A 22,376-nucleotide genomic window follows, 5' to 3' on the forward strand; every position below is an offset into this window, starting at 1 on the left:
TAGCCATGCCCCTTCGCCTACTTCGTCCCGTCCTCTGCATCCACCTACGCCAACACCTGCAGCAAGGCTTGCTGGGTAGCCTGTTGATTTTGATGTCGAGCCTGGCCTTCGCCGATCTGCCAACCATGGAGGCACCTTCCCGCGGCGAGGGCACCGGCCTGATCGAGACCATCAAGAACTACGCCTATGACGGTGGCATCCTGCTCGGTTTGTTGATCGCCCTCCTCGCCTTCCTGGGCGTCGCCTGGCACTCGCTGACGGTTTATGCCGACGTACAGAACCAGCGCAAAACCTGGAAGGATCTGGGCGCGGTCGTCGGTGTCGGTGCGCTGCTGGTGGTGGTCATCATCTGGTTTTTGACCAAAGCCGCCGCCATCCTGTGAGGTCGCCATGCCCGATCCCATTGCGCCCCTGCCTGACGGCACCCTGACTTTCCTGCCCGAACGGCTCAATCGTGACCCGGCCGTGCTGCGTGGCCTGACCAACGATGAGATGTGGGTCGCCCTTGCAATCGGTGCCAGCATTGGCCTCATTGTCGGCGCGCCCCTGGCGCTGGCCACCGCCTCCATCGCCATGCTGCCCACCTGCATGATCGCCAGCATGGCGCTGGTGCTGTTTGCCGGCGGCAAGCTGCTGCGCCGCGCCAAACGCGCCCGGCCCGAGACCTGGTTGTACCGCAGGTTGCAATGGGATCTGGCCCTGCACTGGGGCGTCGGCGCCCAGCAGCTGATCCTGCACTCAGGCCCCTGGACAGTCAGGCGCACCCGTCGTCATCGGGAGGGCAACCCATGAGCCGCTTCCGCAACAAGGTCGATGCCCAACAGGCGCATATTTTCAGCCTGCGCCTGGCCGTCGGGACACTGGCGCTGCTCAGCGCAGGGCTCTGGTATGGCTGGCAGACCGCCCCTAGCCAGTTGACCATTCATGTCCCGCCGGACCTGCGCTCGGGCAGCACCCGCAAATGGTGGGATGTGCCGCCGGAAAACATCTATTCCTTCGCTCTGTACATCTTCGGCCAGCTCAATCGCTGGCCGACCGATGGCGAGGCCGATTATCCCCGGGCGATCTATGCCCTGCAGCCGTACCTCACGCCGGCCTGCAAGACCTTCCTCGACGGTGACTTCGAGTACCGCAAGGTCGCCGGGGAGCTGCGCGGGCGAGTCCGGGGCGTGTATGAGGTACTCGGCCGCGGATACAGCGATGACCCCGACCTGCGGGTGAAGCAGCTGGATACGCACAGCTGGCTGGTCCAGCTCGATCTCAACGCCGATGAGTACTACGCGGCCGAACCAGTCAAGCGCGTGGTCGTGCGGTACCCGCTACGCGTGGTGCGCTTCGATGTCGACCCCGAGCACAACAGGTGGGGCCTGGCCCTGGACTGCTACGAAGGTACGCCGCAGAAGCTGTCCCTACCGGGAGGTCCGTCATGAACAGACACATACTGATCTTGGCCTTCGTATGGTCAGCTACCTGGTGCGCGACCGCGAGCGCCGTTGAGATCAAGCATTGGGATCGCCTGCCTTTGGCCGTGCCACTGGTGGTTGGCCAGGAACGCATTCTGATGCTCGACGAGGACGTTCGCGTGGGCGTACCCAATGCGATCAGTGCCAAGCTGCGGGTGCAATCGGTGGGCAGCACCGTGTATTTGCTGGCGTCCAAGGCCATCCCGCCGACGCGCCTGCAGCTGCAGTCGGTGAAATCCGGCGACATGGTGCTGATCGACATTGAAGCGTTAGCCGGCACGGCCGCGCTGGAGCCGATCAAGATCGTCGCGGACGCCAAGGCACCTGAAGCGGAAGGTGACTCAAGCACCACGCCTGCGGTACCCGCTACGCCAGTCCCAGTGGTGCTCACCCGCTATGCCGCGCAGAACCTCTATGCGCCGTTGCGTACGGTTGCGCCGCTGCCAGGTGTCCGCCGCGTGCCGGTTGGTGTGTCCCTCGCCCTCAGCACCCTGCTACCCACCGAGCACATTACCGCCAAGGCCCTGGCCGCCTGGCGCCTGGGCGACTACTGGGTCACCGCAGTAAAGCTGGTCAACCAGGGGCCAGGCGAGGTCTTGCTCGACCCGCGTCATCTGCAGGCGACCCTGTTCGCGGCCACCTTCCAGCACAACTCGCTGGGACGCTCCGGCACACCCGAAGACACCACGGTGGCCTATCTGGTCACGCGTGGTGGTGGCCTGAAACAGGCATTGCTGCTGCCCCCGCCCAAGCCGGAGGATGCCGACCATGAAAGCTAACGTGCTGCTGAAGTGGCTGGTGCCCGGTCTGCTGGTCACCGTCGTGCTGATCATATTCAGGTCCTGGATCACGCCGCATGGGGAGCAGCACCCTCAACCTCAGGACAACGCCACCCTTACCGCCGAGCAGGCCAAGTCCCTCGGCATCGCAGGCGATACGCCACGCGACACCGTGGCCACCCTGGTCGGCCAGGTCAAAGCCATGCGCAGCGACATGCTGACGCTGAAGAAAAGCAACGAATCGCTGCAGACCGAGAACAATCGGCTGCGCACTCGCGAGGGCAGTATCGACAACCGCATTCAGAGCACTCTGGGCAGCGTCACCCAGCAGGTGACCGAGCAGCGCCAGCAAGCCAATGATGCTCGACAGAAAGCCGAACAACAGCACCGGGAAACCCAAGGGCTGCTGTCGAAGCTCAAGGATCAGATTGCCGGGATGTCAGGACCAAAATCCGACCTTCCCGTGGGTTTTGGCCTGGAGCCCGGTGATGAGCAGGCCATCAAGGGCGTGCAGCCACCGGCGGATACGCTGCAATGGATCGAGCCGGCGTCGGGACGCACGGCGAACGACGGCGCCGCGAAAGCTGACAGCCCGCTGTCCAAGCTGTCCTCGAAGTTCAACGGCTTGGAAGGACTGCAGGACAACGCCATCGACCGAGGCCAGAAACAGCTGCGTGCCGTGGCCAAGGGCGAGCGCGATCTCGCGGCTCAGCATGATCGCAACGAAGGCGCCAAGCCCGTCTACACCATCCCGGAGAACGCCACATTGATGGGCTCCGTGGCCATGACCGCGCTGATCGGCCGAGTACCCGTAGATGGCACGGTCAACGACCCCTACCCCTTCAAGGTCCTGGTGGGGCCGGATAACCTCACGGCCAATGGCATTGACCTGCCCGAGGTGGTGGGCGCGGTCATGAGTGGTACCGCCTCCGGCGACTGGACACTTTCCTGCGTGCGGGGCCAGGTCGAGTCGATCACCTTCGTGTTCGCCGACGGCGCCGTGCGCACCGTGCCGCAGCCGCAGGCCGCGGTCAGCCGCAACAGCGCCACCAGCCAATCTTCGAACACCGAGAAGATCCGCGGCGGCCTGGGTTATATCTCCGACCCCTACGGCATTCCGTGCATTTCCGGCGAGCGTCGCTCCAACGCCAAGCAGTACCTGGGCAGCCAGAGCCTGATCACCGCCGCCGGCGCCGGTTTTGCCGCAGCTTTGGGCAGCGAGCAGAACAGCGCCTCCTTCATCAGCTCAAGCAGCAGCTCGCTGGGCGTCACCCAGAGCAGCGGCAACAGCGCGCTGAACTCGGTCATCAGCGGTGGCATCGGTGATATCCGTGACTGGATCAACAAGCTGTATGGCGAAGCCTTCGCCGCCATCTACGTGCCCCCCTCCGCCAAGGTCGCGCTGCACCTGGACCACGAAATCACCATCGACTACGAGCCCAAAGGCCGGAGAGTCCACCATGAAAACTCATCCGTTTCGACCCTGGAGCTGGATTAGCCTGCTCTGCCTGGCGCTGCTCGGCTGCAGCACCGACAAGGACACGCTGCTGCCCCATGGCGACCAAACAATGCTCGACATCTGGAACGGCGCCGGCTCCGTGGGCACCCTGGCACAATTGCAGGAGGCCCGCAGCGAACTGCGCCGGCCGGTCCTCGAACCCGAGCGGCTGATCAGTGACCAAGCCTCCTACACCCGCACCGCGGCCAACGAGATCCGCGCGCAGTTTCCGCGTCTGCCCAACCCCGATCTGGTGATGTACGTCTACCCGCACCTGAGCGGCACCCAGCAGGCGCCCGTCCCGGGCTACTCGACCGTGTTTCCCCTGTACGAGAAGGTCCAGTACGCGCTGCCGGGCGAGCGCCTGGATGATCTCTGATGACCGAAGAGCGCGATCAGGGACAACGACACTGGAAACCATGGCGCGCCGCCCAGCGCCGACGTGCAACGCAAGCCGATGAAGCCGCGCAGTACGCTCACAACCCCAGCTTCACCGACCACCTGCCGTGGGTGGAGTACCTGGAGACCGAGCGCTGCTTCCTGCTCGACGACAACCGCTCGGTCGGTGCTGCATTCGAGCTGCAGCCGATCGGCACCGAAGGCCGCGAGCCCGAATGGCTGCTGGCCGCACGCGATGCACTGGAGGATGCCCTGCAGGACAGTTTCGACGAGCTCGACCAGGCGCCATGGGTAGTGCAGTTCTACTGCCAGGACGACAGCGACTTCTCACCTTATCTGGAGCGCTTGGAGCGCTATATCGCTCCCCGGGCGGCGGGCACGCCATTCACCGAGGCTTTTCTCGGTTTGATGCGCCGGCACCTGGCCGCCGTGGCCAAGCCTGGGGGTTTGTTTGACGACCAGGTGGTGTCGCACTTGCCGTGGCGCGGTAGCAATCGACGGATTCGTCTGGTGATCTATCGTTGGCTGGATACCCTACCCGACAGCCAGGAACAGGCGCCCACCCACCTGCTGGCCAGGGCCTGCGACCGCATCACTGCCTCCCTGCAAGCTTGCGGCGTCAGCCCTCGGCGGTTAACCGGACGCGACTTCTACGCCTGGCTTCTGCCCTGGTTCAATCCTGCCCCGGCCCTGACCGACGAATCACCCGCTGAGTTCTACCAGCGAGTGCCCTATCCCGAAGACGGCGAGACAGGCTCTCTGCAACTGCCTTTCGATCACGATTTTGCCGAGCGCCTGTTCTATCAGGAGCCACGCTCCGACGTTGGGCAGGGACTGTGGTACTTCGACCAGCAGCCTCATCGGGTGATGGTGGTCGACAAGCTACGCAAGCCGCCCCACATCGGCCAACTCACCGGAGAGACACGCAAGGGCGAAGCGCTCAATGCGCTGTTCGACCAAATGCCGGAAGCCACGGTCATGAGCTTGACTCTGGTGGTGACGCCACAGGACGTGCTGGAGGAACAGCTTAACCGGCTCGCCCGCAAGGCCATCGGCGAAAACCTGGCTTCCACCCAGACCCGTCAGGATGTCGAGGAGGCGCGCTCACTGCTCGGCCGCCAGCACAAGCTGTACCGCGGCACCTTGGCGTTCTACTTGTGCGGCGAGAACGAGCAAGTGCTGCGCCAGCGTTCCATTCAGGCAGCCAACGTCCTGCTCGGTGCCGGCCTGCAGCCCGTGCGCGACGGTGATGAAGTCGCCGCCTGCAACAGCTACTTGCGTTGGTTGCCCATGGTGTACAACCCCAACCGCGACCAACGAAACTGGTACACCCGCCTGCTGTTCGTGCAGCACGCTGCCAACCTCTTGCCACTGTGGGGGCGCAGCGTCGGTACCGGCAATCCCGGCATCACGTTCTTCAACCGCGGCGGCGCTCCGCTGTCCTTCGACCCGCTGTCGCGGTTTGACCGGTCCATGAACGGCCACCTGTTGCTGTTTGGGCCTACTGGCGCGGGTAAGTCGGCGACCCTGGTCTCGATTTTGATGCAGGTGATGGCCATCTACCGGCCGAGGCTGTTCATCGTCGAAGCCGGCAACTCGTTTGGCCTGCAAGGTGACTATTTCGCCACCCTGGGGCTGTCGGTCAACAAGGTTCAACTCAAGCCGGGCAGCGGCTTGAGTCTGTCGCCCTTCGCCGACGCCGGGCGGCTGGTCGAGCGCCCCGACCAGGTCGCCAGCCTGGCCACCGACGAGCTTGACGACAGCAACACGGACAACGATGAGCAACGCGACGTCCTGGGCGAACTGGAAATTACCGCACGATTGATGATCACCGGTGGCGAAGCCAAGGAGGAAGCGCGCCTGACCCGCGCGGACCGCAGCCTGATCCGAGAATGCATCCTCGATGCCGCCAAGGCCTGCGCGAATGCCCAGCAGCAGGTTATGACCCATGACGTTCGGGACGCGCTGCTAAGGGTAGCGCGCGATGCCCAACTGCCCGACAAGCGCCGCGAACGCGCGCAGGAGATGGCCGAGTCCATCGACCTATTCTGCCAGGGCTTCGAGGGCACTTTGTTCGACCGGACCGGCACGCCATGGCCTGAGAGTGACGTCACCATCGTGGATCTGGCGACCTACGCCCGCGAGGGATACGAGGCGCAGATGTCGATCAGCTACATCAGCCTGATGAACACCGTGAACAACCTGGCCGAACGCGATCAGTACCTGGGCCGGCCATTGATCATGGTGACGGACGAGGGCCACATCATCACCAAGAATCCCTTGTTGGCGCCGTTCGTGGTCAAGGGCACGAAGATGTGGCGCAAGCTGGGGGCCTGGTTCTGGCTGGCCACGCAGAACCTCGCCGACTTCCCGAGCGCCGCGCAGACCATGCTGAACATGATCGAATGGTGGATCTGCCTGAACATGCCGCCGGCGGAGATCGAGGAGATCGCCCGCTTCAAGAAGCTGACGCCGGCGCAGAAGGCGTTGCTGCTGTCGGCGAGCAAGGCATCGGGCAAGTACACCGAGGGCGTGGTGCTGGCCAAACACATGGAAACGCTATTCCGCGCGGTACCGCCGAGCCTTTACCTCGCTTTGGCCATGACTGAACCAGAAGAAAAAGCGCGGCGCTGGGATCTTATGCACACGCACAGGCTGTCGGAACTCGAGGCCGCTCACTTGGTGGCGGATGCTTTGAATCGATTACGCGGCATCCTGTAGTCTGAGGACCTCATCTAACCCTTAGCCCCAGATCGAAGCCGACCTGTTGATGCAACGATCCAGCAAGCGCGCTCATGCCTAGCTGATAGGCATTGGACGCTGTGAACGACCCAACATTTTCGATTGCTACCAAAAACGGAGCGTCACGTGCTTTTGCCCTTCTTAGGCATGTTTCAACAACCGACTGCATCAGAAACACATCCTATAATTGTACAAAACTCCTTTCTGTACAATTTTTGTCCAACTATTATTGTTTTTCATTGAAATATATAGCCAAATAATTTGGCACATGGCCCTTTGCCCTCAAAATTAAGCGCATAAAATCATGTTCTAGTTCACCTGGCTTATGGTATTGGCTCGAGAACGTGATCATTTAGCGCTCACCTCAAGCAGATCCACCATCAAAGCCAACGCCTAACCTTGGATATCTCAGGGGGTGTGGCGCCGCGTCCTGTAGAGCGTCGAAAGCCCGTGGACAAGATTGAAGCCAGGTGTCTACTGTTTTTTCGGCAATAGCACCGAGTTTCAGGGAGTGGGGGTCATTGCCGCGGCGACCACGGGGTCATCTTGCTTTGCGAGCGATATACAGCGATATACAGCGATATACACTGTGCTAGGAGTTGGGCATCGTCGTTACGTTGTTATTGACCTAGTTTAGCACGCGTTTGGCCGGCAAGATCCGACGCACCGCCCACTTACATTCGACGCACTGCCGGTGGAGTGCTTCACTGAGAGCACACTGCCTGGTCCTAATACTGCTGTTTTGTTACGCGAGAAACTCGCCATGCGACTGTCGAATTTCATTCTGGAAAGCCTTGAACTCATTTTACGCGCCTGGGCAGATTTTGCCCGCACCGTGGATACCGCTCACCATCCACTTGCGGACGTGAGCCTAAGGAACCATGCCGAGCACATCCTCAGGTCGGTCGCCCAGGACATGCGCACTCATCAGACCGAACAGCAACAGATAGACAAATCTCATGGCCTTGCGCCAGCGAGTATTCATGAGACAGCAGCTCAAACTCACGCGGTGCTTCGCTTGATGGATGGGTTCACCCTTGATCAAATGGTGTCTGAATTTCGGGCGTTGCGATCCAGTGTACTGAGGCTGTGGCTCGCGGGTGAGTTTGGCGATGATGAGCACCACGTCCAGGACATGATTCGCTTCAATGAGGCGATCGACCAAGCCTTAGGTGAATCCATTGCTTCTTATGGCAAAGCCGTTGAGGTAACCCGGAAAACTGTTTTGGGCGTTCTTGGGCATGACCTGCGCTCGCCTTTGAGCGCCGTGCTGATGGGGGCGGACTTGCTGCGCAAGGCACAGCATTTGGCGGACCGGGAGAAGCACATCGCCGCTCAAATCGCGACCAGTGTGGGCAGAGCCAACCAAATGGTTAACGATCTGCTTGATCTGGCCAGATGCAACCTGGGAACCGGCATTCCGGTCAAGCTTGAGACGACGGAGCTGAGCGGAATTTGCAAGTCCGTGATTGATGAGTTGAGAGCAGGCCATCCCTCCGCCCAGATTCGGTTCACAACCGTCGACAAAATCGTCGGTCAATTTGACCCCGCCCGCATGTCGCAGGTCTTCTCAAACTTGGTAGGGAACGCAGTGCGTCATGGTGATACGCTGCAGCCAATCCAGGTTGCGTTGAACAGGGAGGCTCAGACTGCCATCCTCAGCGTGAAAAACTTCGGTGAGCCCATTCCAGAAAGTGCTTTGCCTTTTTTGTTCAGTCCCGAAGGACGGTACTCGAGGTACTCGAATGACAAAGCCGGCGTCGCCGCCGGTCTGGGGTTAGGGCTTTTTATCGCGGCAGAAATCGTTTCCGGGCATGGTGGACAAATTGAGGTGGAATCTACCCAACAATCAGGAACAACCTTTAGGGTTATCCTCCCATGCCCTTGAGCGAGCAAGGGACCGCGGGGCGGACATCTTATCGTATGTCTGGACTATAGCTCCGTCGTGGATGAACGCTTTCATCTTCCCGGGTTCTATGAGGAGGCACCTCTTTCCGCCGAGCCCCTTCAACCGTTACCCGCAGGATGAATACTTGGTGCCATCATTGTTCATGGTCACCCTTTGGGCCGAACAGCCGCATTTTCCAGGAATAGGAAGGACTTCAGCCTTATGGATCTCCAGCTACGAAATAACGTGAAGGTCTTCGGCTCCGGCCCTTCAACTCTTGTTTTTTCGCATGGATTCGGCTGTGACCAGTCCATGTGGAATTACCTCCTTCCCCATTTTTCAAATCGTTTCCGTATCGTGGTTTACGATCATGTCGGCGCAGGCGGATCGGACTTCAGTGCTTACAACATCGAGAGATACAATACATTAAGTGGTTATGCCCGGGATTTGATTGAGATCGCTAGGCGATTTTCGGCCGGGCCGGTCATACTGGTGGGCCACTCGGTGAGCGCGATGATCGGGACCTTAGCCGATCGCCTTTCTCCCGGACTGGTTTCGGCGCATGTCATGGTCGGGCCTTCACCCCGCTACATTGACGCAGAGGGGTACCGAGGAGGCTTCAAGGAAGCGGATATTTTGGCGCTTCTAGACACCCTGGACAGCAACTATCTAGGTTGGTCCAGAACCATGGCACCGGTCATCATGGGTGCGCCCGGCCAGCCGCATTTGAGTGAAGAACTTAATAACAGTTTCTGCCGGACTGATCCGGAAATTGCCAAGCATTTCGCACGCGTTACCTTTCTGTCAGACAACCGCAGCGACGTGGAAGGGCTTCTTACCCCGACGTTGATCCTGCAGTCGACTGAAGACCTCATCGCTCCAGTCGAAGTTGGTGAATATCTTCACAAAGTGATGGGCAACAGCGTATTTTGCCTCGTCCCGAATATAGGCCATTGCCCGCATATGAGCGCGCCGAGCGCTTGCTCAGAAGCGATGGATATCTTTCTGAGCCCTTGGATTCATGCACATGAGTGATGAGGTGTGGGGGTTAAGCGGTGCTAACGCTCTACTTGAACGCGCGCCCTGCGGACTGGTGGTGACAGCCGAGGATGGCACTATTACAAACGCCAATGCAACTTTCTCAGGTTGGCTGGGCCGCACGCCCTCGGACTTGATCGGGCAGCGGTTTCAAGAGCTGTTGACCATGGGCGGCCGAATATTTCATCAGACCCACTGGGCGCCCTTGATGAAACTGCAAGGCTCGGTAGCAGAAGTCAAACTGGATCTGCAGCATATTGACGGGCGTGTCATTACCATGTTGCTCAACGGGGTTAGGCGTGAGTACGAAGGGGGCGTCCAAAATGAGCTAGCGTTTTTCGGCACGGTTGAAAGAGATCGTTATGAACGAGAGATCCTCGCCGCTCGACAACGAGCCGAGCAGCTACTATCAGAGAAAGCAGCCGCAGAGACCGCGCTGCAAACTGCTCAAGCAGAGTTGGCATTGGCTTATCAACATGCGCAACGCCGAGCAACGTTTGCCGAGCAAATGATTGCTATTGCAAGCCATGACCTCAAAACGCCACTGACCGCGATCAAAATGGCCTCCGAGCTTCTGAACCGAGCAGAGCGCCCTCCGAGAGAATCACAACTGCTTGGCCATATCGTGACAGCGTCTGAACGTGCCCAGCGAATGATCTCTGATCTGCTGGACCTGGCGTCGGTGAGAATCGGCCAAGGAATGAGCATACGCCCAGCCCCTGTGGATTTAATTAGGCTGGTGGACGCTTGCGTGGGCGAACTGCGTGTCGCATACAGTCAATCCCGAATTCATCACTTGTCAAAAGGCCGAGGAATATTGGAGGTGGATTCAGATCGGACACAGCAGATGATTGGTAATTTGGTAGCCAACAGCGTCGCGTACGGCGACCAACGATACCCGATCACCATCACAACTGGGTTTTCCGGCAGTTTCGCTGAAATTGCCGTTCACAACCACGGCCATGTCATCCCACGGCTGCTCATCCCACAACTTTTTGAACCAATGACCCGCGCCAGTGACCGCGAGGATGCCGTCAGGTCGGTCGGGCTTGGCTTGTTTATAGTCCGAGAAATCGTTAAAGCACATCGGGGCACCATCGCTGTCAGCTCTACTCCTTGGCTGGGGACGACTTTCCTGATCCGGCTGCCGTCGCTGCCTACATCCGATTGTCCGGAGCAGTAAAGTCTGGCCGGTCTAAACGAGGTTCGTCCGGTTCATCCAGACGTCCCTCCAGGGGCCAACGTGAGGAAGGCATCCATCCTTCGAGACCTTTGCCAGCTTTTTAGCTAAGATATAGCCTTCCCACTGCGCGGAGCCAGGTACCTGGAGCACATGGAAGCAACAATGACCACGGCACAACTTACTGAGTATCGGGCGAAGCTCATCGAGCAAAACCCTTTGTTACGCGAAGAATTCGAACGGCTTTCCGAGGATGAGCTTTTCATGCTACGAAAGCTAATTGGCGACCGAAAGCCGGACGATTCGACGCGACTCAATAATTAGCTCCGTCTGACGTAGCAATCCCCCCGGATGTTTAATCGACTCAGCAGGAAAACTTCAACTTCAGGCTACCGCATTACTCCTGCAATGTAAGCTCCGCCTCCCTTCAAACAATTTGATAACCAGTGAAGGCTGACCGCCTTACCAGTTACCGTCAGCTCGACGAAGATCAACACATCACCTAGTTCGCAAATTTCACACCAGAGCAAAACTGTTACTTAACCACAAAATCCTTTTATTGCGCTGCCACATTACTGCCTAACGACAGAAATAATTCCAGCCAACCTCTTCCCCCTGCTTTGTACAACTAGCAGCAAGAGCACTGAACCGTACAACTCTTGTATAACTTTTGCCATCGCACTATTAAGACACAAGCTTCTTTTGCGAGTTTCTCTTGCGCCACTTGTCCTTTCGCTAGGAAATAAATCGAATTTCGCCAACTGAAAGCGGCTCGTACGTAATGCATGGACATTCCCATGCGAAAATATGGAAGGCGAAAATCATGGCTAATAATCAAGATGGTCGCAGCAACCAAGGCGGCAGCAAGGAAACTAACCCCGGCAATTTTTCCAATGATCGCGAAAAGGCGTCCGAGGCCGGCAAGAAAGGCGGCCAAGCGTCCAGCGGTAACTTTGCAAACGATCGCGAAAAAGCCTCAGAAGCTGGGCGAACCGGCGGTCAACACAGTCACGGTGGCGGTCGCGGCGGCAACGATGAAAACGGCGGCAAGCAATAAGTGATGCTGCCAGGGCAGGCTTCCCTGCCCTGGCCGTTTTTATAAGGACGATGACCGTGGTTTGAGGAATTCAGCTATGTTTCTACATAACAAACGACTGCAATACACCGTACGCGTTGCTCAGCCTAACCCGGGGCTTGCGAATCTGCTCCTTGAGCAATTTGGCGGCGCCCAAGGTGAGCTCGCCGCTGCTGGCCGATATTTTACCCAAGCACTGGCTGAAGACGATCCGGGTCGCAAGGATCTGCTGATGGACATCGCGACCGAGGAACTCAGCCACCTGGAAATCGTCGGCTCGATTATCGTCATGCTCAACAAGGGAGCCAAAGGTCGGCTCGCTGAAGGGGTTGAGGAAGAAGGCGAGTTGTACAGAACCATCAACGGCGCTGGCAACGATTCGCATATCACCAGCCTGCTCTATGGTGCGGGTGCACCGCTGGTGAACTCGGCAGGTGTTCCATGGACAGCTGCCTACATTGACACGATCGGCGAGCCCACTGCCGACTTCCGCTCCAATATCGCCGCAGAAGCTCGCGCCAAGATCGTGTACGAACGCCTCATGAATGTCACCGACGATCCTGGGGTGAAAGAGGCCCTGGGCTTTCTCATGACCCGTGAGATCGCCCATCAGTTGTCATTCGAAAAAGCGCTCCACGCCATCCAACCGAACTTCCCACAAGGCAAGCTCCCAGGCATGCCGGAGTTCACCCATAAATACTTCAACATGTCAGGTGAGCCCAATACTCGGGGTCCGTGGAACGAGGGCGGAGAGTGGGAGTACGTGGAATCTCCGCAGCCTGCCGTCGATGGCGGCGACGGCAGCGCCTCGGTGAGCCTCTCACCTACCGACGCCGCCGCGCTTGAAGCGCTGAAAGCCCGCACGACCTCAGACCCTATGAGCAACCCGGTGACGGGAGCCGATCTGGGTTCAGGGTTCGTACAAGGCGACTGAGATCGCTAAGCGCCATCTCAGGACGACAGCAGAGGTACTCCATGAAAAATCCCACAATCTCTTCATCTGCTCCACAGCAGCCGCCGCGATGGATCGTCCATGCAGTGGCCGCATTCGAGATGGAGTCGACGCAAATCTGCAGGGGGTTCAGGGCATCTGTAGCCGTCAACGTTTTCGGCGTTGGCACCCTGCTACCCAATGAGTTATCCGACCGTCCCGCGCGTTCGCCCACGCTCTCATGACAGAACGAAAGCGGAAGCGAACCTTTTGCACCTACGTATTTTCGAGGTAACGACATGGCCCGTACGACCGTAGAAGACCTATTTATCCACGAGCTTTCTGACGTCTACAGCGCTGAGAAGCAAATTACCAAGGCATTGCCGCGTTTGGCACGGGCGGCTACCAACCCCAAGCTTGCCGACGCGTTTTCGTCTCATCTGATCGAGACTCAAGGCCAGATCGAGCGCATTGATCAGCTTGTAGAGATCGCTGGGCTGAAACTCAAACGCATGAAGTGCATAGCCATGGAGGGCCTAATCGAGGAAAGTAAGGAGCTCCTGGATGAGATTGAGAAAGGCGCCGTTCTCGATGCGGCACTGATCGGTGCGTCACAAAAAGTCGAGCACTACGAAATCGCCAGCTATGGCACGTTGATCGCTATGGCCAAGCATTTGGGCATGAAGGAAGCGGTGTCATTGCTGGGCGATACATTGGTTGAAGAAAAAGGCGCGGATGAAAAGCTCTCGGCTATCTCCGAAGAGGGGGGAAACCAAGCTGCGACGCTCGAGAAGTAACTCCTTGCAGGCGACGGCGCGTGTCGCCGTCGTCTGAGCCACCCCATGACCGGATGCCGTGTGTGCAGGTTCTGCTCGATTTTGCATGTCACGGTTCCCCTTATCTCAATAGGAAGGTTGCGTCAGGTCGAGACAGATGATCGGTCAACCAGGCTGCGTGACTTCTCACCTCCTGCCAGGGCGGGCTATGCGTTGCGACCCGTAACCTACTGTAGGAGTTGTTATGAAGCATCCATCAAACTCTGCCTGGTCAGACTGCTCCAGACAAAGCGTCCACGCCGAGGAGCTCGATAACGGCACCGCATTTCGAGTCGAAGTCCGGTTAACCTCAGTCGGCTCCACGCAAATGCAAATTACCATCCGTTACGGCGATAACACGCCGTTAGAGGAATACTACATCGACATGCCCAGTAGTTCCCCAACAGAGGCGCTTAATCTAGGCGTTGATCGGGCACGGGCGTTGGCAACGGGAATCGGTCTTGCCGGGCAGCCCACGCTTGAAGGCATGCAGACCGCCAGCAGGCGGTTATGACGAACCAAGGATTAAACCCCTACCACCCTCGAGGACCAAGCCACTTCAGCGCTGGAGGGAAGACGCCTAACAGGTTTCTCCCGCCAGCATTCTTCGGTGGAAACCGGCCAGGTGCTGGAGCCCGAAAGATGCCGCTTGTAACTGCATGTGTTCTCTGCCCCCGAAGAACCTGTATCGGCGGGTAAATACGCCGAGCTTGCCACTGAGCGAGAAGCCCCAGGCAAAGCACACCGTTCCCGCTGGAATGCCCTCGACGTCCTGGTCTCCACAGAGGCCCGTCGTGGCGATGACTGCATTAGTCGGGCTATTGCGTAGCGCGCCTAGCGCCATTTCTCGCGCCACCTCGTTGCTCGTCAGGTTGAACCACCTGATGGTGTCTGCGCTCACGCCCAACAGGCGTTGTTTAGCTTCGGAGGAGTACACCACATAGCCTGATTCAACTACCTCGCCACATCCGGGAACCTGGGCAAGCAACGAAATGATCCGCCCCGCCGTACAGGACTCAGCCGTCGTCAGGTACAGGGAATGCCGTTTGAGGTAGGCGACAACTTGCTCCGCGTTCATGATCCCATCTCTGACTGACTCCGCATTTGCCGACCATAGTGCTCTGAGGTTCTCGCGTTGCCTAACAGGGAGGATTGGTGGCACCGGGGCTGTTGGAGGGTGCACCGGGCGCCAAGGACCTCAGGTACGCGCCAAAGCCTTCCTCGCAACGACTTCCTGGGCGGGCGCTGGTAGTCACGCAGTTAACTGTCGTCCAGCTGATGGAAGCGCCCGCAGCAGTCAGATCCGCGATCAAATGAACATCTTCATGAACCCGGAGCGGTTTGAACCCCCCGACTTTTCTGTACGCCACCACGCTTACCCCCAGATTTGCACCATGAATGTGGCGGTGCCCCTCTTTCATCGAGTAAAGCGACTCATACCGTTCCTTGGTAGTTGGTGGATGAGCCGACCAGTCCGCCACACGAACGGTTCCACATACGGCATCACACCCAAAGCGCAGTTGATCCATCAGCCAGGTTTCGGGTACCTCGGTATCAGCGTCAGTAAAGGCGAGCCATCGCGCTCCCTGATGGATCAGATGATCGGCTCCCGCATTACTCGCCATACCCACGTTCTTGTACCTTTCGATCAGTAGCTGTACCGGGTAGCAGCGAGCAACCGCTTCGGTACTGTCGGAGCACGCATCACAGACCACGACAATTTGGACCTTTTCGCCATTCAAGCCTGGGTATCGAGCGGCTGCTACCAGCGAGGCGAGGCAGCCAGCGATGGCATCTCGCTCGTTATGAGCTGGGACAATAATTCCGATCATAGACGGTTACCGGTCAAGACGGTGGGCTGCGAATGCAGACGATTTAAGCTTGACCTCTACTTCTGCCTCTTCGTTGCATAAAGTTGCTTGAGGCCACGCAGAAAATCCCGGGGAGAGTGCCGTCGGTAGACTGGCTGGAACTAAAGCGACTCGCGCCGTCTCGGTTGTTAAATACTACGGAAGGATTCCACCATGCGAGCACTCACCTATCACGGCGCCCACGACGTCCGGGTCGACACAGTTCCAGACCCGGTGCTGATCGACTCCGAAGACGTCATCCTCCGGGTCACCGCCACTGCCATCTGCGGTTCGGATCTGCACCTATATCGCGGCAAAATCCCCCAGACCGAGCACGGCGATATTTTTGGTCACGAGTTCATGGGCATCGTTGAGGACGTGGGCAGTTCAGTGACTGCGGTGCAACGCGGGGATAGGGTGGTCATTCCTTTTGTAATCGCCTGCGGGGGATGCTTCTTTTGCCAGAACGCTCTATTTGCGGCCTGCGAGACGACTAATACAGGTCGTGGCGCCATCTTGAACAAGAAGAGCATTCCCCCCGGCGCAGCCTTATTTGGCTTCAGCCACCTGTACGGCGGCATCCCTGGCGGCCAAGCTGAATACGTCCGGGTACCCAAGGGCAACACCGGGCCATTCAAGGTGCCTGGAACCTTGGCGGACGAGAAGGTGTTGTTCCTCTCCGACATCCTTCCTACCGCGTACCAGGCAGTGAAAAACACAGAGATAAGTGCGGGAGCCAGCATCGCCATCTATGGCGCCGGCCCGGTCGGTTTGTTGTGCGCGGCCGTGGCCAAGATGCTAGGTGCCGAGCGCATCTTCATGGTGGATCACCATCCCTACCGCTTGGCCTACGCCCAACGCGCCTATGGCGTCATCGCCATCAACTTTGACGAAGACGACGATCCTGCTGACACCATGATCCGCCAAACGCCGGGTTTTCGAGGTGTGGACGGTGTCGTTGACGCCGTGGGATTTGAAGCCAAGGGCAGTACCACCGAAACCGTGCTGGCCACACTGAAGCTTGAGGGCAGCAGGGGCAAGGCGTTGCGTCAATGCATTGCGGCTGTCCGTCGTGGCGGTGTCGTCAGCGTTCCAGGAGTGTACGCCGGGTTCATTCACGGCTTCATGTTTGGCGATGCCTTCGACAAAGGCCTGACTTTCCGCATGGGCCAGACCCACGTGCAGCGCTACTTACCCGAACTGCTGGGACACATCGAAACCGGTGCGTTGTCGCCTGACACCATCATTACCCATCGCCTCTCCCTGGAACAGGCTGCCGAAGGCTACAAGATCTTTGACAAAAAGCAGGAGGAGTGTCGCAAGGTGATCCTGACCCCGAGCAGAGCGACGTCTATACCCGTTGCGATCGATGACGGCCCGGACGTTGTCCCTGTGTAATCACTGAATTAAGGCGAGGGTTTTATGGACTTCTCAATTTTTTGGATAGTGGCCGCCGTGGTGGTCGTGTTCCTAGACGCGTTGGCGCTGGCGAGCGTCTGGCGCACCACTAAAAGTGGCTCTACAAAGGTAGGATGGACCGTTCTGATAGTAATAGCGCCCTTAATGGGCGTCGGTATATGGGGGATTGCCGGCCCTAGGGGTGTGGCTGTCCCGCCCACTTCAAAAAACCACAGCAAAGGCTGAGCAACCCATGAACCCGCATGAGTTCGACAGCAGAGCCTATCCAGTCGCAGAAGACATGCGAATGCAGCGACGCGTGTGGCGTTTCGAACGGGTAGGTTGGACAGGGCTGATATTGTTGATATTGCTGACCCTCGCAGGCTTGTTTTCTAAGGGACCATTGAGCTCAGTCGAACCGCAAACCAGTGACGGCACTCTGCGGGTGAAATACCAGCGTTTCAGCCGCAATGGGGCCCTGGATGATCTGGCCGTCACTTCGTTGGGCTCCCCCCATGAAATGCGTTACCTGATTTTGGGAGGTGAATTGCTTCAGGGCGTCTCCATTGAAGGTTTGACACCACAACCTGCACCGCTGCGCAGCGACGGGAAAGACTTGGTGGTTCCCATGCAAGCCGACCGGATGGGGGTGGCCACCTTGTACCTCACTGTACGAAGCAACGGAGTGGGGCTGTATCGCGGTCACGTCGGTATCATCGGCGGCGAGCGCCTTCCCGTACCCAAGTTCATCTATCCCTGAGGGAGACACGCCATGGACGCCGTACTTCGTGCCGCCGCCATGTATTTCGTGCTGATGATTCTGTTTCGAATCGCAGGACGTCGATCGCTCAACGAACTAACCACCTTCGACTTCATCTTGCTCCTCATTATCGGTGAGGCGACCCAACAAGCGTTGCTGGGGGATGATTTCTCAGTGACCAACTCGGTTTTGATCATTGCAACCTTGATCGCCATCGACGTGGGATTCTCACAGGTCAAGCAGCGATCCCCACGACTCGCAAAGATAATCGATGGTGGCCCAACCATCGTTGTGGAGAACGGTCAACCGTTGACCCAGCGCATGAAAGAAGCTCGCATCACGGAAGCGGACATCATGGAAGCGGCCCGTTCAAGCCAAGGCTTGATCGAGATGACAGACATCAGGTACGCGATCATTGAAAGGAATGGTTCAATTTCCGTCATTCCCGTTAAATGATCGAGCAGACTCCTCTATTGGTATCTATCCGCACAGCGCAAAAAATCCAACGTGCATTGAGCCCCTCCACTACCGTGAATTCACCGTCCACAATTGATCGAGGCGCGTAGTAAAGCTTTGGCTCATCATCTCCGGACGCATGCCCCAATCAGGATTGGTTGGCACGCTGGCCAGGCGCATGGTGCCCCTGCCCCACCGACCGTTGATGGCATCCATCAGCCCCATGACCTTCTCCGTGGTCGCCGGCTGCGAAATCGAGAACAGATCCTCGGTGTACTCACCTTTCTGGCAGAGGTTCAGCAAGAGGACTTCGGCCTTGCTGTACTTGAAACCAGGTCGGTAGATACGGTCCACCGCCTCAACGGCAAGCTTGGTCATCAGCCGGGTATCGTGCGTGGGAAAGGGTAATTCGACGATGACACCGTTAGCGTACTTGGCCTCATCGGGGTTGAAGAACCCGGTACGAATGCTCGCCCGGATCTTCTTGCACAGCGACTGCTGCACCCGCAACTTTTCGGTGGCGCGCGCCATGTAGGTCGCCACCGCCTCCTTGATGGGCACCACATCCGTCAGGCGCTGGCCAAACATCCGGCTACAACAGATCTCCTGTTTGGGGGGATCCAGCTCGTCCAGTTCCAGGCAGGGTGTGCCGGCCAGCTCGCGCGCGGTCTTCTCGATCACCACACTGAAGCGCTTACGCAGCATCCAGGGATCTGCCTTGGAGAGCTCCCAGGCACTCTTGATGCCTAGCCCCTCCAAGTGTGCCGTCATCCGCCGGCCGACGCCCCAGACATCCGAGGCAGGGCATTTCTTCAGCACCCAGTCGCGTTTGACCTGGTCGCGCAAATCCACCACCCCACCGCTTTGCGCCTGCCACTTTTTTGCCGCGTGATTGGCCAGTTTGCTCAAGGTCTTGGTGCCGGCGATCCCCACGCCGACGGGTATGCCGGTGCTCCGGTAAACCTGTGCGCGAATCTGACGGCCAAGCTGCTCCAGGTCACCGGGTACGCCGGACAAATCGGCGAACGCTTCATCGATGCTATAAATCTCGACCTGCGGTACCAGCGACTCAATGACCGTCATGACCCGCTCGCTCATGTCGCCGTACAGCGCGTAGTTCGAGGAGAAGGCGACTATGCCGTGCTGCTTGAGCTTTTGCTTGATCAGGAAGTATGGCTCGCCCATTTTCACGAACGGCTTGGCGTCGGCGCTTCGGGCAATGACGCAGCCATCTGAATATCTGAATGATACTAACTGTTAGAAGATATTAACGCATTGATTTATATAGATTTCTTTTTACTAATATGTTTCTCGCTAAATTAGCCATTTCGAGCTGAAACCAGGAATGGCTTCCCGGCCTTAGCCCGGTAGAAATTCGTAAAACTCATGATTTTAAAACCAGCTTTACAGCTGAAGAGAACAGGATCAGAGTAGCGAAACCTACAAAATAAATAGTAGCATCTACATGAAAGCTTGGCTTGCTCTGATTCTTGGCCTTCCCACGGCCAATGCCACTGAACGAATGCGTGCGTGGCGTGCCTTGAAAGCATCAGGTGCGGCGGTTTTGCGCGATGGTGCCTATCTGTTGCCGGACACCGACGCCTGTCGTGAAACGCTCGCCGCTGTCGAGCGTGACATCCTGGCGATCAATGGAACTGCTTACATCCTGCCCGTGGTCGATCCTAATGGTGAGCGCTTTATCGAGCTGTTCGACCGTAGCGAGGACTACAGAAAACTGCGCACCGAGATCGAAGAATGCCGGGGTCAACTCACGACTGAGAATGCACTTACCACCACCAAGCAGATTCGCAAGCTGCGTAAAGCCTACGATCAGCTGATCGGCATCGATTACTTTCCAGGCAGGCCGAAACAGCAGCTTGATTCGGCTTTGCAGGAGCTAGAGACGGCGGTCAGCAGAGCCCTGTCTCCAGATGAGCCACATAGCCGCAATCAACCAATCACGCCACTTAATCTTGATGATTATCAGAGTCGTGTTTGGGCAACACGCAAGCGTCCCTGGGTCGACCGGCTGGCCTGTGCATGGCTGATTCGCCGCTTCATTGACCCGCAGGCTCAGATCCTCTGGCTGAACGCGCCACAAGATTGTCCGGTGGACGCACTGGGCTTTGACTTCGATGAGGCAACCTTCAGCCATGTGGGCAATCGCGTGAGTTTCGAAACTTTACAAGCCAGCTTTGAACTTCAGGAGCCCGGCCTCAACCGTATCGCGGCCTTGGTGCATTACCTCGATGTTGGAGGCATTCAGCCAGTGGAGGCTGCCGGTGTCGAGCGCGTGCTGGCCGGTCTACGCGAAACCATTACCCACGACGACCATCTGCTGGCTGCCGCGAGCGCGATCTTCGACGGCCTGCTCGCCGGGTTTGTCAAAGAGGAACAACCCCATGAATAAGGTTTTCGCACCCATGGTTGAAGAAGAATTGTCGAGACCTGATCCGATCAGTTTGCGTGAGGCGTTCTGGTTCTGGTTGAAGCTCGGATTCATCAGCTTCGGCGGGCCTGCGGGACAGATCTCGATCATGCACCAGGAATTGGTAGAGCGGCGGCGCTGGATATCCGAGCGCAGATTCCTGCATGCCCTCAACTACTGCATGTTGCTCCCTGGGCCAGAGGCTCAGCAGTTGGCAACCTATATCGGCTGGCTGATGCATCGAACTTGGGGTGGAGTGATTGCTGGCGTACTGTTTGTGCTGCCTTCGTTGCTCATCCTGATCGCTTTGTCGTGGATGTACATCGCCGTCGGCGAAGTGCCTGTGGTGGCTGGGCTCTTCTATGGCATCAAGCCTGCCGTGACCGCCATCGTCGTGCAGGCGGCCCATCGAATCGGCTCTCGGGCATTGAAGAACAATTGGCTGTGGGCGATAGCAGCAGCTTCATTCACCGCCATCTTCGCATTCAATGTTCCGTTCCCGTTAATCGTTCTGGGTGCCGCATTGATCGGCTATGTCGGCGGACGCCTAGCACCCGAGGAGTTCAGAGCCGGGGGCCATAGCGCCGCCAAAAAGTCCTTCGGCCCGGCCTTGATCGATGACGACACTCCATCCCCTGAACATGCCCGCTTCAGCTGGCCGAAGCTGGTGTTGCTGGCCTTCGTCGGCGCAATTTTGTGGGCCTTGCCCATGGGCGTCCTGACCGCACTTTTTGGCTGGGACGGCACCTTGACCCAGATGGGCTGGTTCTTCACCAAAGCCGCATTACTGACCTTCGGTGGGGCTTATGCGGTGCTCCCTTATGTCTACCAGGGCGCAGTCGGTCACTACGGCTGGCTGAACCCGACACAGATGATAGACGGGCTGGCCCTGGGGGAAACCACGCCAGGGCCGCTGATCATGGTGGTGGCCTTCGTCGGCTTTGTCGGGGCCTATGTCTTGCAGGTGTTCGGTGCCGATCAGGTGTTTATGGCTGGAGCCGTCGCAGCTTCCCTGGTGACATGGTTCACCTTCCTGCCTTCGTTCCTGTTCATCCTCGCCGGAGGCCCGCTGGTGGAGTCGACCCACAACGAACTCAAGTTCACTGCACCGCTAACTGCTATTACCGCCGCCGTGGTTGGAGTGATCCTCAATCTGGCGTGTTTCTTCGGCTATCACGTGCTGTGGCCGAAGGGCTTCAGCGGTAATCTGGACTGGCCCTCTGCACTGATCGCCATTGCGGCGGCAGTTGCCTTGTTTCGATTCAAACGGGGCGTAATCCAGGTGCTTATGGCGTGCGCACTCATCGGTTTGGCAGTGCATCTGTTGCGGTAAGGCACGAGTTATATAACAGTCTTTGGCGAGCACCGCGCCCGCCTGATCACCCAGCCTAGAGAGCTAGGTAGGAGGTGTTCCATGAGGTGGATTACCCGTGAACGACCCGAGATCGACCGTATCGCCTTCACAAGGTGACGCGGAGTGTACAGGATTTACTAACGATCCCCCCCTCAGATCGTTGTGGAGGAGCTAGCGTTATGGGCTGAAAACAACGGAGGCAGTGAGGCCGCGGTTAATGCGCGGAGCGCCCTGAACGGCCTGGACGAGTCATCGGCTCTGATTGGGGCCTGCCTGGAAGCGCTTGGCAAAGAAGCCATCAACTAGCCCTGAAAATCGGGCG

Annotated in this window: 20 protein-coding genes and 2 pseudogenes; 19 read left to right on the top strand and 3 right to left on the bottom strand. The window is 58.2% G+C overall.

Features of this window, described 5'->3' with window-relative positions; all coding sequences use genetic code 11:
• Positions 1–5 precede the first annotated feature (5 nt).
• The 14 genes and pseudogenes from AC0SZ7_RS05060 to AC0SZ7_RS05125 all read left to right on the top strand — a co-directional run bounded on the left by AC0SZ7_RS05060 (position 6) and on the right by AC0SZ7_RS05125 (position 14,322).
• A complete protein-coding gene (locus AC0SZ7_RS05060) occupies positions 6–383 on the top strand; it encodes a TIGR03745 family integrating conjugative element membrane protein (protein ID WP_475503328.1) in 378 nt (125 codons plus the stop codon).
• Between the two features lie 7 nt (positions 384–390).
• Positions 391–792, top strand: coding sequence for a TIGR03750 family conjugal transfer protein (locus AC0SZ7_RS05065; RefSeq protein ID WP_475503329.1), 402 nt, complete (start codon positions 391–393; stop codon positions 790–792).
• Positions 789–1,430: a PFL_4703 family integrating conjugative element protein gene (locus AC0SZ7_RS05070; RefSeq protein WP_475503330.1), complete on the top strand. Its 642-nt coding sequence runs from the start codon at positions 789–791 to the stop codon at positions 1,428–1,430. Before AC0SZ7_RS05065 ends, AC0SZ7_RS05070 begins: the two co-directional genes overlap by 4 nt.
• Entirely contained in the window at positions 1,427–2,242 is an 816-nt protein-coding gene (locus AC0SZ7_RS05075; protein ID WP_475503331.1) for a TIGR03749 family integrating conjugative element protein, read from the top strand. Before AC0SZ7_RS05070 ends, AC0SZ7_RS05075 begins: the two co-directional genes overlap by 4 nt.
• Entirely contained in the window at positions 2,232–3,740 is a 1,509-nt protein-coding gene (locus AC0SZ7_RS05080; RefSeq protein ID WP_475503332.1) for a TIGR03752 family integrating conjugative element protein, read from the top strand. The genes AC0SZ7_RS05075 and AC0SZ7_RS05080 overlap by 11 nt, the downstream gene beginning before the upstream one ends.
• Positions 3,703–4,119 carry a TIGR03751 family conjugal transfer lipoprotein gene (locus AC0SZ7_RS05085; RefSeq protein ID WP_475503333.1) on the top strand — a complete coding sequence of 139 codons (417 nt, stop codon included), beginning with the start codon at positions 3,703–3,705 and terminating at the stop codon, positions 4,117–4,119. The genes AC0SZ7_RS05080 and AC0SZ7_RS05085 overlap by 38 nt, the downstream gene beginning before the upstream one ends.
• Positions 4,119–6,860 (top strand): conjugative transfer ATPase, encoded by a 2,742-nt coding sequence (locus tag AC0SZ7_RS05090; protein WP_475503334.1) that lies wholly within the window; start codon positions 4,119–4,121, stop codon positions 6,858–6,860. Before AC0SZ7_RS05085 ends, AC0SZ7_RS05090 begins: the two co-directional genes overlap by 1 nt.
• 784 nt (positions 6,861–7,644) lie before the next feature.
• Entirely contained in the window at positions 7,645–8,769 is a 1,125-nt protein-coding gene (locus tag AC0SZ7_RS05095; protein WP_475503335.1) for a sensor histidine kinase, read from the top strand.
• A gap of 222 nt (positions 8,770–8,991) precedes the next feature.
• Positions 8,992–9,804: an alpha/beta fold hydrolase gene (locus AC0SZ7_RS05100; RefSeq protein ID WP_475503336.1), complete on the top strand. Its 813-nt coding sequence runs from the start codon at positions 8,992–8,994 to the stop codon at positions 9,802–9,804.
• Positions 9,797–10,990, top strand: a complete 1,194-nt coding sequence (locus AC0SZ7_RS05105) for a PAS domain-containing sensor histidine kinase (RefSeq protein ID WP_475503337.1) — start codon at positions 9,797–9,799, stop codon at positions 10,988–10,990. Before AC0SZ7_RS05100 ends, AC0SZ7_RS05105 begins: the two co-directional genes overlap by 8 nt.
• An 874-nt stretch (positions 10,991–11,864) precedes the next feature.
• Positions 11,865–12,044, top strand: a pseudogene (locus tag AC0SZ7_RS05110) (con-10 family general stress protein); the annotation flags it as partial.
• 76 nt (positions 12,045–12,120) lie between these two features.
• Positions 12,121–12,996 (top strand): manganese catalase family protein, encoded by an 876-nt coding sequence (locus AC0SZ7_RS05115; protein WP_475503338.1) that lies wholly within the window; start codon positions 12,121–12,123, stop codon positions 12,994–12,996.
• A gap of 296 nt (positions 12,997–13,292) precedes the next feature.
• Positions 13,293–13,790, top strand: coding sequence for a YciE/YciF ferroxidase family protein (locus AC0SZ7_RS05120; RefSeq protein WP_475503339.1), 498 nt, complete (start codon positions 13,293–13,295; stop codon positions 13,788–13,790).
• A 223-nt stretch (positions 13,791–14,013) separates the two neighbouring features.
• Complete coding sequence (locus AC0SZ7_RS05125; protein ID WP_475503340.1) at positions 14,014–14,322, top strand: hypothetical protein; 309 nt, start codon at positions 14,014–14,016, stop codon at positions 14,320–14,322.
• Between the two features lie 66 nt (positions 14,323–14,388).
• On the opposite strand, the gene AC0SZ7_RS05130 is transcribed toward AC0SZ7_RS05125, so the two are convergent.
• Together AC0SZ7_RS05130 and AC0SZ7_RS05135 are read right to left on the bottom strand one after the other, a co-directional pair.
• Positions 14,389–14,886: a CinA family protein gene (locus tag AC0SZ7_RS05130; RefSeq protein WP_475503341.1), complete on the bottom strand. Its 498-nt coding sequence runs from the start codon at positions 14,884–14,886 to the stop codon at positions 14,389–14,391.
• 61 nt (positions 14,887–14,947) lie between these two features.
• Entirely contained in the window at positions 14,948–15,640 is a 693-nt protein-coding gene (locus AC0SZ7_RS05135; RefSeq protein WP_475503342.1) for a glycosyltransferase family 2 protein, read from the bottom strand.
• A 192-nt stretch (positions 15,641–15,832) separates the two neighbouring features.
• Here AC0SZ7_RS05135 and AC0SZ7_RS05140 point away from each other — a divergent pair, with 192 nt between their 5' ends.
• The 3 genes from AC0SZ7_RS05140 to AC0SZ7_RS05150 all read left to right on the top strand — a co-directional run bounded on the left by AC0SZ7_RS05140 (position 15,833) and on the right by AC0SZ7_RS05150 (position 18,272).
• Complete coding sequence (locus AC0SZ7_RS05140) at positions 15,833–17,056, top strand: zinc-dependent alcohol dehydrogenase (RefSeq protein WP_475503343.1); 1,224 nt, start codon at positions 15,833–15,835, stop codon at positions 17,054–17,056.
• A 253-nt stretch (positions 17,057–17,309) separates the two neighbouring features.
• A complete protein-coding gene (locus tag AC0SZ7_RS05145) occupies positions 17,310–17,816 on the top strand; it encodes a hypothetical protein (RefSeq protein WP_475503344.1) in 507 nt (168 codons plus the stop codon).
• A gap of 12 nt (positions 17,817–17,828) precedes the next feature.
• Positions 17,829–18,272 carry a DUF421 domain-containing protein gene (locus AC0SZ7_RS05150; protein WP_475503345.1) on the top strand — a complete coding sequence of 148 codons (444 nt, stop codon included), beginning with the start codon at positions 17,829–17,831 and terminating at the stop codon, positions 18,270–18,272.
• Between the two features lie 69 nt (positions 18,273–18,341).
• Here AC0SZ7_RS05150 and umuC read toward each other — a convergent pair.
• Positions 18,342–19,508, bottom strand: a pseudogene (umuC, locus tag AC0SZ7_RS05155) (translesion error-prone DNA polymerase V subunit UmuC); the annotation flags it as partial.
• A 229-nt stretch (positions 19,509–19,737) separates the two neighbouring features.
• On the opposite strand from umuC, the gene AC0SZ7_RS05160 reads away from it, so the two are divergent.
• Both AC0SZ7_RS05160 and chrA read left to right on the top strand, forming a co-directional pair.
• A complete protein-coding gene (locus tag AC0SZ7_RS05160; RefSeq protein ID WP_475503346.1) occupies positions 19,738–20,682 on the top strand; it encodes a chromate resistance protein ChrB domain-containing protein in 945 nt (314 codons plus the stop codon).
• A complete protein-coding gene (chrA, locus tag AC0SZ7_RS05165; protein WP_475503347.1) occupies positions 20,675–22,033 on the top strand; it encodes a chromate efflux transporter in 1,359 nt (452 codons plus the stop codon). Before AC0SZ7_RS05160 ends, chrA begins: the two co-directional genes overlap by 8 nt.
• Positions 22,034–22,376 lie beyond the last annotated feature (343 nt).

The sequence above is a fragment of the Pseudomonas sp. JC1203 genome (assembly GCF_056175065.1).

What these genes read in the sequence shown, in the direction of transcription:
- AC0SZ7_RS05100 (WP_475503336.1), top strand. Translation starts at nt 8,992, where the DNA reads ATGGATCTCCAGCTACGAAATAACGTGAAGGTCTTCGGCTCCGGCCCT.
- AC0SZ7_RS05115 (WP_475503338.1), top strand. Translation starts at nt 12,121, where the DNA reads ATGTTTCTACATAACAAACGACTGCAATACACCGTACGCGTTGCTCAG.
- AC0SZ7_RS05090 (WP_475503334.1), top strand. Translation starts at nt 4,119, where the DNA reads ATGACCGAAGAGCGCGATCAGGGACAACGACACTGGAAACCATGGCGC.
- AC0SZ7_RS05160 (WP_475503346.1), top strand. Translation starts at nt 19,738, where the DNA reads ATGAAAGCTTGGCTTGCTCTGATTCTTGGCCTTCCCACGGCCAATGCC.
- AC0SZ7_RS05125 (WP_475503340.1), top strand. Translation starts at nt 14,014, where the DNA reads ATGAAGCATCCATCAAACTCTGCCTGGTCAGACTGCTCCAGACAAAGC.
- AC0SZ7_RS05150 (WP_475503345.1), top strand. Translation starts at nt 17,829, where the DNA reads ATGGACGCCGTACTTCGTGCCGCCGCCATGTATTTCGTGCTGATGATT.
- AC0SZ7_RS05120 (WP_475503339.1), top strand. Translation starts at nt 13,293, where the DNA reads ATGGCCCGTACGACCGTAGAAGACCTATTTATCCACGAGCTTTCTGAC.
- AC0SZ7_RS05075 (WP_475503331.1), top strand. Translation starts at nt 1,427, where the DNA reads ATGAACAGACACATACTGATCTTGGCCTTCGTATGGTCAGCTACCTGG.
- AC0SZ7_RS05085 (WP_475503333.1), top strand. Translation starts at nt 3,703, where the DNA reads ATGAAAACTCATCCGTTTCGACCCTGGAGCTGGATTAGCCTGCTCTGC.
- AC0SZ7_RS05145 (WP_475503344.1), top strand. Translation starts at nt 17,310, where the DNA reads ATGAACCCGCATGAGTTCGACAGCAGAGCCTATCCAGTCGCAGAAGAC.
- AC0SZ7_RS05065 (WP_475503329.1), top strand. Translation starts at nt 391, where the DNA reads ATGCCCGATCCCATTGCGCCCCTGCCTGACGGCACCCTGACTTTCCTG.
- AC0SZ7_RS05105 (WP_475503337.1), top strand. Translation starts at nt 9,797, where the DNA reads ATGAGTGATGAGGTGTGGGGGTTAAGCGGTGCTAACGCTCTACTTGAA.
- AC0SZ7_RS05080 (WP_475503332.1), top strand. Translation starts at nt 2,232, where the DNA reads ATGAAAGCTAACGTGCTGCTGAAGTGGCTGGTGCCCGGTCTGCTGGTC.
- AC0SZ7_RS05070 (WP_475503330.1), top strand. Translation starts at nt 789, where the DNA reads ATGAGCCGCTTCCGCAACAAGGTCGATGCCCAACAGGCGCATATTTTC.
- AC0SZ7_RS05140 (WP_475503343.1), top strand. Translation starts at nt 15,833, where the DNA reads ATGCGAGCACTCACCTATCACGGCGCCCACGACGTCCGGGTCGACACA.
- AC0SZ7_RS05095 (WP_475503335.1), top strand. Translation starts at nt 7,645, where the DNA reads ATGCGACTGTCGAATTTCATTCTGGAAAGCCTTGAACTCATTTTACGC.
- AC0SZ7_RS05135 (WP_475503342.1), bottom strand. Translation starts at nt 15,640, where the DNA reads ATGATCGGAATTATTGTCCCAGCTCATAACGAGCGAGATGCCATCGCT.
- AC0SZ7_RS05060 (WP_475503328.1), top strand. Translation starts at nt 6, where the DNA reads ATGCCCCTTCGCCTACTTCGTCCCGTCCTCTGCATCCACCTACGCCAA.
- AC0SZ7_RS05130 (WP_475503341.1), bottom strand. Translation starts at nt 14,886, where the DNA reads ATGAACGCGGAGCAAGTTGTCGCCTACCTCAAACGGCATTCCCTGTAC.
- chrA (WP_475503347.1), top strand. Translation starts at nt 20,675, where the DNA reads ATGAATAAGGTTTTCGCACCCATGGTTGAAGAAGAATTGTCGAGACCT.